This is a genomic window from Mesorhizobium sp. M0047 (genome assembly GCF_040323315.1).
Taxonomy (GTDB): domain Bacteria; phylum Pseudomonadota; class Alphaproteobacteria; order Rhizobiales; family Rhizobiaceae; genus Mesorhizobium.
In genome coordinates this window covers 1-12,973 of the sequence record NZ_JAMYUW010000018.1, presented here as the reverse complement: position 1 = coordinate 12,973, position 12,973 = coordinate 1, and the positions used below count along the sequence as shown (strand labels likewise).

Genomic DNA, 12,973 nt, shown 5'->3' with positions numbered 1-12,973 from the left:
GAAACGGAAGGGAGTGCCTGGCCGAGATTTTCAGGATTGCGGAATTGAGAACCGCCAAGCCCGCTATAATCGATAGGCGGCGGAACTGATTTCCGCCAGACTGGCGCCGATCCACTGTCAGCTGGGAGCGTCGTCATTCTGGCCTATGGCGCGGCAGCGCAGCGCGCAGGACCGATTTCAATGCCTCCAGGAGAGCGACTGGACTCGGCTCCTGCTCCTCGACGAAACCTTGTCCACGGCGTATTGGCTGTGCTCCTTTCTGGTTCGCGTCATGGCCTTTACGACCCCTGGTGCAGCAATTCGCCGCTGTCGATCATGCGCAGGTTCATATCGCTAGGCGTCTTGATGAGCAGTTGGGCGTAAAGGGCTCGCAGGTCACGCGGCTCGGTGCAGGCCAGCCAGGCGCGAAGCTTGTAGAGACCGGGCTGAAGGTCGGCGCCGAAGATGAAGGAGACGCTTTTTTGCTCCCGTGCAGGCATTGGGATTTCGCCGTGCTGGGAGCCGATCGAGCGATCTTCAAGCCAGAGCGAGGCAATGCAGCCGGGTTTGGCAAAGACGTTGTATCCGGTGGTGGCGCGGTACTCCACGGCGAGCTGCGTGCGGCCGGGCTCAGCAATCTTCAGCCAGCCTTGGAGTTCGACTGAGGTGAGGCCGGTGTAGAGCACACCGTTGCGTGACTGCTCACTGAGGGGAATGGCGCCGCCGATATAGATAAAGCTGCCGACGCTGTCGGCGGGGATCTCTGGAAGATTGTCTTTTTTGGCTGGCGCGACGCGGGCGATGGCGAGCGCGCCCCGCTGGTAACTTTGGCTCGCACCACCTTCGGTGGAAGCCTGCTTCGCGGCATCGTTGCCAGTGGCGGGCAGGCTGTCGTTGCTCTTTGCCGATGCGCCCCCCTGTCCGGTGATGCCGAGCTGCTCGATCAGCGAATCGAGTTTCCGCTCGATGCGGTCCAACTGCATCTGGGTTTCTGGCTGCCGGTCTTGCGCCAGGGCGAAGCCGGGGCCCTCAACGAAAATCAATGCTGCGATCGCAATGCCGAGCGCCAGCCCGCCCACACTTTTTCTTTGCATCATGGTGATGATCCTTCCATCGGCACGGTTCCAAAATTGTCGTGCGGCGCTGGCGCCACTTCTATCCCCTGTAGCGGCCGGCCTGGAGCGACAGCAGGCGTTTTCTCGTGCGCCGGCTCCAAGGTTGATCCAGGTGCAGGCGGTTCCGTCTGCGATCTCGCGGCCGAAGACGCATTGCCCTGTTCGAAATTATCACGACCCGTCGGCGGGGTGCTGGCGTTCTTTCCAGCGTCGGTGGGGCGATCGTCGCGCTGGCCGGCGACATCATGACCGATACTGACAGCCAGAAAGATCGAAGCCAGGACAGCGGCGATCGCGGCATAGCGGAACAGCGGATCGCGCCGGAACAGGGCGGGAACAAGTCTGAGCCAGCGTAGAAGCGTGGCTCGCACAGATGAGAAGAGCGTTTCATCCGTCATGTGGTTGACCCCTGCCGCTCGTATGTCGCCATCGCCGTCTCAATGTCTTCGGGCCCTATGGTCATGATGGCGTCGCGGCCGGCATTTCCGACACCCTTTGTCGCGAGGCGCATGGCCTGCGCCTCGCGCGTGCCTTCCCAAAGCGTGCGGATTGCGCGGGCATTGCCAAAATGGTCTCCACCTTCCGCCTCCATGCGGACGCAGGCAAGGTTGGCCTGGGCCTTGGCCCCGGCGTCGAGCACAAAACCTTCGTGGTCGGCGAGATTGCGAAAAATCCCCGCCAGCTCTTCAGCCGAATAGTCCTCGAACATGATTGTCCTGGTGAATCGGGAGCGCAGGCCGGGATTTGAATCCAGGAAGCGGCGCATTTCGCCAGTGTAGCCGGCGGCGATGACACACAATCGATCCCGATGGTCCTCCATCAGCTTCAGCAGCGTGTCGATCGCCTCGCGGCCAAAATCGTTTTTTTGTCCCTCCGGCACCAGGGCGTAGGCCTCATCGATGAACAGCACGCCATCGAGCGCTGCCTCGACGGCTTGCCGTGTCAGGATCGCGGTCTGGCCGACATAGCCGGCGACAAGCTGGCTCCGATCGGCCTCGACGACATGGCCGGATCTGAGGAGGCCGAGGGCTGCAAGTATTTCGCCCATGAGACGTGCCGCCGTAGTTTTGCCGGTCCCTGGATTGCCAAGGAAGACCAGATGCAAGCTTGGAGGTGCGGTGTTGATGCCGTGGCGCCGACGTTCCTGCTCGGCCTGCAGCACGGCGACCAATTTCCTGACCTCCGCCTTGACGGAGCGCCATCCGGTCATGGCGTCGAGTTCGGCCAGCACCTCATCGAGCGGCCGATGTTTTGACGTCCGGATGGGAAGAGCGGATTTGGTTTCAACGTCTCGCCGATCGTTCCCCTGCAAAAATTTCCGCGATGCCGGCAGGCCATATTTGTCGGCATGCGCCAGCCGCCAGCCCATGACGGTCATCGCGACGAGGAGGATGACGCCGGAATAGGCTTCCAGCAGCGCAAGCACGACGATCAGAACGGCAAGGCCAAGGATGATCGGGACCAGAACGCGCTGCATCTCTTGCTCAACCTGACTGGCTTTGGGGCGCGAAACGGTTGCTCTCGACGCGTGCGACCATTTCGGGCCGGCGAAAATAAATCGCGCGGCCGCAGCGCAGCGGTTGTCGGCCCTGGACGAAAACGAACTGCTCGTCTGCCCGGGCGTCGGCGAGAATTTCTGAGACGGTCGCCAGCCGCCGGCCGCGTTCGGATCTTTGCTCCGAGGCGCCGGTCGAGGCGGTGCCGATCTCGAGCGGCTTTGCGCTTTTGCCGCGATTCCTTGTCTCGGAGTTCAGCACGACGCCATGTTCGCCGAGCGCTTCGGACACAGCGCGAGCCTGTTCGAGCGAACCGATCGCGGCGTAGGATCGCCAGGATGCGCTTTCGAACCAGGCGCTCTTGCCGCCGTCGCTCCACTGCTCCCTGAGCTGCCCTTCGGACTGATAGAGCATGACCAGGGTGATGCCGTATTTGCGGCCGGCATCGCGGGCGCGGGCCAGGGATGTCATGTAGCCAAGACGTGCGACCTCATCGAGCAGGAAGACGACGCGTCCGCCGGGCAACACACCGTCGGCCTCATAGACGGCATTCAGCAACGATCCGACAACGACACGGGCGAGCGCCGGCGTCGATTCTAGCACCTTCATCGGGATGTTGATAAAGAGGTCGAGATTGCCGGCAACCAGATCAGCAGTGCGAAAGCTGTTGCCCGACAGCAGTTTTGCATAGGCGGGATTGGCGAGCCATTCGGTCTGCTCGCTCATGTTGCCGTAGACGCCGGAGAACGTCTCGGCGACCAGTCCCATCAACTGGCCGGCGAGATGGCGGGCGCGATGCGAGGAGGAGTGTTCAAAAATGCGCGCCAGCTCGTCCCGCATTTTTTGCTCCGGCAAGGCGAGCCGTTGCGCCAGCGTGATGAGATTGCGTTTGTCGTCGGGCAGATTTTTATCGAAAACGATGTCGGAAAGCAGGGTCTCGACGATGGCCTTGCCACGGCCCTCGAAAAAGACTTTGCCGGAGGCGCCGTGCGGCGCATCACGGGTGGCGGTGTGTTTCTCGCCGCATATCCAGTCGACGACCGAGCGGATGTCGCCGTCGATGAGCGGCGAATTTTTTGTCAGCCAGTCGAGCGCATTGAAGGCTCCGGTGCCCTTCATCGGGTCAATCGATATGACGCGCCGGGCCATGGCCGTGCGCGCGCCGGTCAGCATCGGGGCAAGCTCGGAGGAGGGATCGAGGGTGACGATCGAGCCGCGCCAGGTGAGCAGCGTCGGCACGCAGACGGACACAGTTTTGTAGGCGCCCGATCCGGCGAAGACGAGGCCATGCGTGCCGCCCCAGGAGAGGTCGAAGGTGAGCAGAGGTGACTTGCCACCCTTGCCCCAGGTTTTTTGATCGCGCGGATCGAAGTTTTGTCTGCGCCGCGCTGGCGCGTCCTGGTCAACGCGGTAGGCTTCGCCGATGACGATGCCGCCTAGATCTTTTGTGCCCGGCGACCTGTTGGCACCACCAAACAGATTTTGCGCTTCGCGAATGTCCATCCAGTCGGCGTGGCCAAAAATGTCGGAAGCGGCGCGTTCGATCGGCGCAACGGAGTGTGGGCGCAACGACCCGCCCATCAGGATTTTTGTTCCGGCAACGCTGGCGAGAAACCCGACGGCACCGGCATAGAAGACGCTCATGTCCGCCGCGTTCAAAATGGCGGACCAAGGATAGGCCGGCCGCAGTTCGAGCAGCCGTGTCGCTTCGGGCCAGACGGTGAGAATGGTTGCGGCCACCATGCCGAGGATACCAGCGGCCGACGTCGTCGGTAGCGCCAATCCGGATCGGCGTAGAAGAAGCGCTGCGCTCATGGTGGCGGCCGGACCGATGAGCGCGATCGACGGCCATGCGGAATAGGCGAAGCGGTAGAGGAGCGAGGAGGCTGACAAGCCGTCCAGATACCAACCGATCAGCAAATCGCCCCACAGGGTATGGGCATAGCGCCAAGCTGGGTACCAGATGACGAGCGGCAGGATGGCGACGGCTGCCTTGAACAGCGTCTTGGCGAGATCGTAGGATAGCCGACCGAACATTTTTGTCCCCCGGCGTCAGCGCTATGAGCGTTCAGATATTCGGCCGCGATCCCGCTCCCCATCGAACTCTGCCGTGGGATGGACGCGACGCACGGTACCGTTCTGCTCGGCGGCCAGTGCTGCGATGACGTCGTGATCGGCCAGCCCTTCCCAGTGCCGCAGGACCTTGTTCCAGCGCAGGCCGGCGCCGCGCAGGCGGGTGACGAACGGGGTCGGCAGCGGAGCGGGGAAGGTGACGGTCAACGGTTCGTTTGTTGCGTCTTTGCCAACCGTCTCCTGATCGAGCGCCGTTTTGCCGGCCTTCGTCCACTCGGCGAGTTTGGTCCTGTCGCGCACGCTCTCGGCCAGCGACAGCAGCCCGCCATAAAGGGCGGCTTCCTCGAGATCGATCAACCCTGCCCGTTCGATGAGGGTTCCGGCCTCGACGAGGCGGCGAGTGCGCTGCTTGCGCTCGTCCGCCTTGAGCCTGGCTTCCTGCTCGGCGAGCTTGGCCCGCTGCTGCTCCAGGCGGCTCATGCGTTCGGCAAGCGAGGTACGGGCCATGACGAGAATCTCCGTCTTTTCTCCGTCCACCAAGCCCGGCCGGACTTTGCCAGCCAGGGCGCGTCTCTTCAACCCCATTTTGTATATGCCGGGGGATGCAACCAAGGTCCCGGCGTGGTCCGCAGCTACGGTTCTGCCACATCGCCGAAGGTAAGTCGATACGCTGGCCGATGAATTGTTGCAGACGCAATATGCATTCTCCGAATGCTTGCTTGCACCGGCGGGTCAGTGATGGCATCCTGCGGCAATGGCTATCGCTTTCGCCCGTGCCCGCTACATCTCCCGCTCGGACGGCGGCAGTGCGGTGCGCTCGGCCGCCTATAACGGCCGCGAGGCGATCAAGGCGCAACGCACCGGCGAGGTGTTTTACTTCAAGCACCGCGAGGCGCCGGAGCATCACGAGGTGCTGTTGCCGGAAGGCGCACCGTCAGAGCTGGCGTCGAGCGATGCGCTGTGGAACGCGGCCGAGGCCATGGAAAAACGCAAGGACGCGCAGCTGGCGCGCGAGCTCGTGCTGGCCCTGCCGGCCAATGAAGAGCTTGGCCATGACGACCGGGTGGAGCTGGCAAGGTCGTTTGCGCAGGAACATTTTGTCTCGAAAGGGCTGGCGGTGCAGCTCGATGTCCATGCGCCGCATGGGGCGGAGAGCAAGGGCGAGCGGGCTAATTACCATGCGCATTTGTTGATCACGACGCGGCGTCTTGGGGAGGAGGGGTTTGCCGCCAAAAAAGCGCGCGATCTCGATCCCGTCATCAAGCGGGGCGGGGGGCGGGCCATTGTCGCTGAGGGTGAGGCCTGGGGACAATTGTGGCGCGATCATCAGAACCGCTATTTTGCCGAACAGGGGCTTTTGATCCGCGTCGATGCGACGAGCGCGGTGCCGCAGGAGCATATCGGCCCGATCCGCATGCGCACGCCGGGTGCGGAGGCCAATGTGCGGGCCGAGCATATCAGGCGAGCCAACGAAGAAGCCGCGCGCGATCCGGACCATGTGCTCGCTGTTCTGACGCGCAACCAGGCGAGCTTTTCCGAGTACGATCTGGACCGGCATCTGAAAAGGCACATTCGCGATGAGGGCGAACGGGCGGATGTGAGGGGCAAGGTGCTCGGGCGTGACGATGTGCTGGCGCTGCATGACCGGGAGACAGGCGAGAGTGCAGGACGCTGGACAACGCGGGCGGTGCGCGACCAGGAGATTTTGGCGCTTGCCGATGGTCGGCGCGTGGCCGGAGGGTCACATCGCGATGTCGGGGCAAGGGCGCGCGAGCGGCTCGTATCCGTGCAGGAACTGCGCGCGGATCAGTTGGCCGCGTTCGATCATGCGACGGAGTCCGGCGGGCTAAAGATAATCGAAGGCCGGGCCGGGACGGGAAAGAGTTTTGCACTTGGCTCCATTCGCGAGGCGCATGAGGCGGCGGGTTATCGGGTTGTCGGACTGGCGCCGACAAACGCCGTGGCGCAGACGATGAAGGAGGACGGTTTTGCGCGCTCGTCCACCGTTCATGCCGAACTGTTCCGGCTGAAGAATGGCCGTGTGCAGTGGGACCATCGCACGCTGGTTGTTGTCGACGAGGCGGCGATGATGGACGCCAAGGTGACCGGCGAGGTGTTACGCGAAGCGCGGCTGTCGGGCGCCAAGGTTGTGCTGGCAGGCGACGACCGGCAACTCGGCTCGATCGAGCGCGGCGGGCTGTTCACCGAACTGAAGAAAGAACACGGCTCGGCCGAGATCACGCAGGTGACACGCCAGAAGGTGGATTGGCAAAAAGAGGCGGCGCGCGATCTGTCGGACGGGCGCTTCGAGCAAGCCTTGCGGGCCTTCGCGCGAAACAAATCGGTGGTGTGGACGTCGAAGCAGGACGAATTGCGAGAAAAACTGGTCGAACGGTGGGCCAAGGCTGCTGCCTCCAATCCGACGGCATCGCGGTTCGTGTTCGCCTACACCAACAAGGATGTCGACGCGCTGAACAAGGATCTGCGCGCGGTTCGTCGCGAACGTGGTGAGCTCGGTGAGGACTTTGTGTTTACCACCAAGCACGGGGAGGCCGCGTTCGCGGTCGGCGACCGGGTGCAGTTCACGGATACGCTGAAGGGCGCCGGCATCTACAACGGCAATGCCGGCGTGATCACCAGCATTGACCGCAACTTTGGCCGCATAGGTGTCGTGCTCGATGCGGCGGCAGGCCGGGAAGGGCGGAAGGTCGAATGGTATGCATCGGAGTTTTCTGGATTCCGGCACGGCTATGCCGGCACGATCTACAAAGGCCAGGGCAAGACGCTCGACCATACCTATCTCATGCACACGCATCACTGGCGTGCCGCCTCGAGCTATGTTGCGCTGACGAGGCAGCGTGAGAGCGCGACAATCTTCGTGGCGACCCAGACTGCGCGGGATTTGCGGCAGCTCGCCCGCCAGATCGGCCGCAACGAGATCAAGGCGGCGTCAGTGGCTTATGCAACACGCGACGAGCTCAGCGCGGAACAACGGGCGAAGTTGGACGAGGGACGGGCGACGGAGAACGCTCGGACAGTGTTGCATGTTGGGCAAGCTCAGGATGACCGGGAACCAGAGGAGCAGCGGATGGCTTCAGTTGCCGAAGAGGCACACGCGGGCATGCGTCAGGCAGATCCGCGCACTCCGGAAATGCAGTCCGGCGCGGTTCCCAAGAACGCGGAGAGCCAGCGTCGGCCTGAGCATCGAGGCGCGACGCCTGAGCCCGTCGTGGCGCAGAAGTCAAAAAAGGCAGTAGGCAGCTATCGCCGCGGGCCAGCTGATGATCGGGTCGTGGCGAGCAAAACCGAAAATCGGCAGGCCGTTCCAGGTGCCAGAAATGAAGAGGGGTCGCCCAGCACCACCCCCGACCGGCCAGCGGACCTCAGGGTGCTGATAGCTGCATTCCAGGATGTGGCTGCTGGTGGCGTGCGCCGCGACAGCTTTGGGCGATCGATCGACGAAAAAAGCATCGCCGCTGCTGTCAGTCGCGATGCGGATGTACAGCGCGAGCGCGAGGCTCGCTCAATCTATCTGCAGACCGCCTACCGTGATCCGAAATCCGCGGCGCGGCGTCTCGACGAAATCATTGCGCGAGACGGCCCGACAAGTGCTGCTCAACGGATATCGGTTGATGCAGCACTGCTTGGCGAACTGCGGGGCAGGGAAGGGTTCTTCGCCGGCGCTAAGGCTCGTGAGGAGCGGGAAGCAGCTCATAGAGCAACCGCGGCGATCGGTCCGAACATTGTCCGGGCTGCCGAGTTCGAGAACCTGGCCGAGCAATCCTATCGCGCCGAGGCCGAAAGGCAGCTCAAGGCTGACGCGGTGGAGGTAAGGGATGTTTCGGATCGGGCGAAAGCCGCGCTCGGAAAAATTGCAATGGCCAAGGATGATCGCGAGCGAGCCGAAGCCTTCAAGGCGGTGTCAGCCGATCAGGAGGTCAGTCGGGAGATCGCCACATTCAGGAAATCGATTGAAGCCCGTTTCGGTGAAGACGGCGCTCGCGAAATCGCTCGTGCGACAGCATCGGGCAAACCGTTTGAACATCCGTCCGCACCGAAATCCGAGCAGGGCAGGTTGGGTGAGGCCGCGGCTCTCTATTCTGCGGCCCGATCTGGTGAAGTCGCGTCCAGGCGACAGGCCGAAACTGAGCGTCTTTCAGCGCGAGAATCCAAGTCGACACGGCTGAAGCAGTAGGGAAAAGGGCTGCTATGAAAGCGGCGCGTGGGCCGGCGGTCGTTTTCATCCAGCGCGGAGCCTTGATGCCCCCCATCTGCGGAGGCTGCAATCGGCCCGAAGCGTGAGCGCGCCGAGAGGACAGGTACCGGCCTGATCCGCAGGCAGCCAGGTGTCGCCCTCGAGCCAAATCAACTGCCGTCACTTCGGGCCTACCAACCAAACCTCTGTGCAGAGGTACTGGTGCCCCTGTAGAGGGTCGCGCGATGCTCCTTCAGGAGCCGGGCGACCTCGACCGCGCTCAATATCGCCGTTGATACCGTCGCGCATGGGCGAGCTCGTCGGCCGATAGGGCAGGGGAGAGACCGAACCGCATCCGGCGCGCCCTCGCCCCGATCCGGCGCGGAGACATCAAATAGCTCAAACCTCACTAAAGTCGTAGCGAAACCCCCGGACCTCCCAAAGCTCTGACAGGGTCGGGGTTTCTTTCAAAAAACGAAGAACCTTCCGAGCCGCGATCAAATTGTAGGGGAACATTCCAATTGATGAGTGCCCGCAATTCAGCCGCACGACCTCAGGCGGAAGATTGCACTTCGCCAGCAACTTAATGAGACGCTCAGAGCCTTCTGGGCGCGCAACCGTATCGTCCTTACCGAGCAAGAACATCAAATCCAGACGAGGACGGGTAAGGCCGAAAAGATGCTTCTCTAGATCGATGAGACCCCAAGCGGTTCTTAGCCCTTCCAGTGACATGGACGGTTCAATACGACCACGTAAGGCCGTCATGGTCTCCGCAGTCCAGACGAGATCAGCTGGGCTTCCCGGCGATACCATGAGAACCGCCTTATCAACCTTCTGCTCTTGGGCAGCAACGAGACCCGCAATAGTGCCACCCAAACACATCCCTACAACCGAGATTTTCTGATACCCCTGATCATAAAGCCAACGAACAATCTTACGGCCATCTAAGACAGCCTGTCTCATCGACTGGACGGTGCGCCCTAAATTCGCGTTGAAAAGTTTCTCCTCAGAATAGTCATTCGAAGCCCGCCCAAAATGATACGGAAGTGTAGCTTCAATAACCGTTATGCCCTTTCGAGCGAAGTATTTTGAAAATGCCGGATACCGACTCCGAGCATACCAATGATGAAACACAACAATCGCATGTTGTTTCAATCCGCTGTCGGCAACAACGCATTCGAACGCATTGTTCGTCAGGTCGTCAGTTGAAATATCAGATTGGAATAGAACACCATCCGCTTCTTCCCTTAACGGAACAGCTGGCAATATAGGTGCGAAAAACGCCTCGCCCTTGGAAATTTCATTGAAGACCAGTTCGTCAGAACCATCTTGAGAAAATGGAACCGCCTTATCATGAATACGCCTCTGTCGTTCTAATGATCTCAGAACGTGCTTGCGATCATAACGGCGCGCTAGATAACGGAACATTTTCTCTCCTTTCTTGCAGGTCGGAAACCTATCATCATAAAACCAATGCTGAAGTCCCGCCGTACTTCATTCACTCGACAGAGGCGGCTGGACATCCCTCCACACTGTTTAGCGCCCGATAAAGGGTTGCTCGATGCACCTTCAGGAGCCGTGCAACCTCAGTCACAGGCTTGTCTTGGGCGATGAGCTGACGGGCGTGCGTGACCTGGTCGGCCGATAGGGCAGGGGAAGGACCGAACCGCACTCCACGTGCCCTGGCCGCGATCCTGCCAGCGCTGGTGCGCTCCACAATCAAGGATCGCTCGAAATCCGCAACGCCGGCGAACACGGTCAACACCATGCGGCCGGCCGGCGTCGTCGTGTCGGCCCATGGCTCGGCCAAAGATCGCAAGCCGGCCTCGGCCTCCCTGATCCGCTCGGCAATATCGAGAAGGTCGCGCGTCGATCGGGCGAGGCGGTCTAGCCTGGTGACCGTCACCACGTCGCCGGGGCGCAAATGGTCGAGGAGCTTCACAAGCTCGGGCCGATCTCGCTTTGCCCCGGAAACCTTTTCCTCAAAGAGGCGAATGCAGCCGGCCGCGCCAAGCGCCGCGTGCTGCTGGTCGAGGTCCTGGCCCTGGGTGGAGACCCGGGCATAGCCAATCATCATCGTGGCGGGCTTCTTCGCAAGTTATGTCGCAAGGACAATTATCACTTGCGACAAAGACATGCGACACAAAAACCCCCTGACTTTCAGGGGACGGCCGATCTGTTGCAGCTTTTAGGAATTATGCGACGCAGCAACGATCTGCCGAAGAAGCTGCGCGAAATGGGTCGATATGGTCCGACCTGGAACGCCGGCCTTCGGCGTTACGGAAGAGTTCAGAGTCTCCCGTTGAGTCGTGTCAGGCGGTGAGGTGGTGCTAAGTAGCATAGATCTGTCTAACTGAAGCTTATAGGAGGAGTGCCTACTGTAACAGTTGAGAGATTTCCGGTGGGCTATCGCGAGTATGATGCCAGATGTTCACCGTGAATACTCTAAATAATTGAAGAAATATTAATTGTAAATGGTGAAAGTTGCATAATCTATCTTATGGAACTTTGACATATTGGCGCAAAGTTAAAATGTCTTGATTCTGCAAAGTAGGAATGTCGCCCTGCTCGCTGTCGAGCGAGGGAGACGGCAGAATGGGATTGATCCTCATGAGCGAGCGCGAGCTGCAACGCATTGAGGTGCTTTCGAAAGTTGTGGAGCGGCGCACGACCATGGTGTCGGCCGCACGGCTGCTGGGACTGTCGGCTCGGCAAGTTCAGCGTCTGTTGAAGACGTTCCAGGCTGAAGGCGCTGCGGCACTTCGGCACAAGGCTCGAGGACGACCATCGAACCATCGATATTTCGCCGGCGTCGGCGAGTTGGCGATCCAGTTGGTCCGAGAACATTATCTCGACTTCGGCCCGACCTTGGCGGCCGAGAAGCTGGCCGCGAACCACGGCCTGGTCGTGTCGCGCGAGACATTGCGCAAATGGATGGCGGAGGCTGGGATTTGGCTGTCGCACAAGCAGCGTCGGACATTCCATCAGCCGCGTTTGCGCCGGGAATCTTATGGCGAGCTGGTGCAGATCGACGGCAGTGATCACCGTTGGTTCGAGGAGCGCGGCGACCCATGCACCCTGCTCGTCTTCATCGATGACGCGACCGGCAAGCTCCAGCAGCTTCGCTTTGTGAAGTCGGAGAGCACGTTCAGTTACTTCGAGGCCCTGGAGCTTTATCTGAAGGCGCATGGTTGCCCGATAGCGTTCTACTCCGACAAGCACACGGTGTTTCGGGTGGCGAGGGCCGAGCCAGCGCCGGCCGCGGCATGACGCAATTCGGGCGAGCGCTTTCCGAACTCAACATCGAGATCCTGTGCGCCAATTCTAGCCAGGCCAAGGGCCGGGCTGAACGTGTCAATCGCACGCTGCAGGACCGGCTTGTGAAGGAACTGCGTCTTGCTGGCATCTCAGATATCGAAGAAGCCAACGCTTTTCTGCCGGCATTCACGACCAGCTTCAACGACAAGTTTGCGAAGATCCCTACCCGGCCGGACAATCTGCACCGTGTCTTGAACATGCCGGCTGATCGACTCCGCGACCTGCTCTGCAAACGCGAGCAGCGCTATGTCGGCCAGCAATTGTCTTTCTCCTATGAACGCAAGCAGATCATGCTGGAGAAGAATGATATCTCATGCGGCCTAGTCGGCAGATATGTCGACATTTACGAGTTCGCCGACGGTCGCCTGGATGTTCGGTGGAAGGCATGCTCCCTGCCCTACACTGTCTTCGACAAAGAGCAGCGCGTCACCCACGCCGCGGTCACCGAGAACAAGCGGCTCGGCGAAGTGCTGACCTGGATCAAGGCTCAGCAGGACGAGGCGCGGCCTCCGCCGAAGATCAAGACCAACAGCGAACAGATCGCTTACAGGAAGCGCGGAACGAAGCCGGGCCGCAGGACGGATTTCATGAATGATCCTGCGATTATCGCGCGTCGAAAACAAGCGCTGGCAAGGCTGGATGCTGCCGAGTGAATCAGCTCTCAAAGCTCACATGAGGAGTGATGCGTCAAGGCAAGTTCATTTGTCCATGGCGAAACCTTTCAGGGTGCTTCATCGGTATCCAAAGTCTGAGCCATTTCGCTCGACGCGGCACGTTTCCGTTGCCGTTTCAAACTC

Annotated in this window: 8 protein-coding genes and 1 pseudogene; 2 read left to right on the top strand and 7 right to left on the bottom strand. The window is 60.9% G+C overall.

What is annotated here, in order from left to right:
• Positions 1 to 278: 278 nt before the first annotated feature.
• The 5 genes from NKJ89_RS18475 to NKJ89_RS18455 are packed head-to-tail and all read right to left on the bottom strand — an operon-like array spanning position 279 to position 5,170.
• A complete protein-coding gene (locus NKJ89_RS18475; protein ID WP_352486284.1) occupies positions 279 to 1,076 on the bottom strand; it encodes a hypothetical protein in 798 nt (265 codons plus the stop codon).
• On the bottom strand, positions 1,073 to 1,492 hold the full coding sequence (locus NKJ89_RS18470) for a hypothetical protein (RefSeq protein WP_352486285.1): 420 nt from the start codon (positions 1,490 to 1,492) through the stop codon (positions 1,073 to 1,075). The genes NKJ89_RS18475 and NKJ89_RS18470 overlap by 4 nt, the downstream gene beginning before the upstream one ends.
• Positions 1,489 to 2,571, bottom strand: coding sequence for an AAA family ATPase (locus NKJ89_RS18465; RefSeq protein WP_352604523.1), 1,083 nt, complete (start codon positions 2,569 to 2,571; stop codon positions 1,489 to 1,491). The genes NKJ89_RS18470 and NKJ89_RS18465 overlap by 4 nt, the downstream gene beginning before the upstream one ends.
• A gap of 7 nt (positions 2,572 to 2,578) precedes the next feature.
• On the bottom strand, positions 2,579 to 4,627 hold the full coding sequence (locus tag NKJ89_RS18460; protein WP_352604521.1) for a type IV secretory system conjugative DNA transfer family protein: 2,049 nt from the start codon (positions 4,625 to 4,627) through the stop codon (positions 2,579 to 2,581).
• Between the two features lie 21 nt (positions 4,628 to 4,648).
• Positions 4,649 to 5,170, bottom strand: coding sequence for a conjugal transfer protein TraD (locus NKJ89_RS18455; protein ID WP_352604519.1), 522 nt, complete (start codon positions 5,168 to 5,170; stop codon positions 4,649 to 4,651).
• A gap of 247 nt (positions 5,171 to 5,417) precedes the next feature.
• Between NKJ89_RS18455 and NKJ89_RS18450 the strand changes: the two genes are divergently transcribed.
• Positions 5,418 to 8,858 carry an AAA family ATPase gene (locus NKJ89_RS18450; protein ID WP_352604517.1) on the top strand — a complete coding sequence of 1,147 codons (3,441 nt, stop codon included), beginning with the start codon at positions 5,418 to 5,420 and terminating at the stop codon, positions 8,856 to 8,858.
• A gap of 399 nt (positions 8,859 to 9,257) precedes the next feature.
• On the opposite strand, the gene NKJ89_RS18445 is transcribed toward NKJ89_RS18450, so the two are convergent.
• Together NKJ89_RS18445 and NKJ89_RS18440 are read right to left on the bottom strand one after the other, a co-directional pair.
• Entirely contained in the window at positions 9,258 to 10,286 is a 1,029-nt protein-coding gene (locus tag NKJ89_RS18445) for an alpha/beta hydrolase family protein (protein ID WP_352486290.1), read from the bottom strand.
• 70 nt (positions 10,287 to 10,356) lie between these two features.
• Positions 10,357 to 10,935, bottom strand: coding sequence for a recombinase family protein (locus NKJ89_RS18440; protein ID WP_352486291.1), 579 nt, complete (start codon positions 10,933 to 10,935; stop codon positions 10,357 to 10,359).
• Positions 10,936 to 11,453: 518 nt separating this feature from the next.
• Between NKJ89_RS18440 and NKJ89_RS18435 the strand changes: the two are divergent.
• Positions 11,454 to 12,829, top strand: a pseudogene (locus NKJ89_RS18435) (ISNCY family transposase).
• The last annotated feature ends 144 nt before the right edge of the window (positions 12,830 to 12,973 follow it).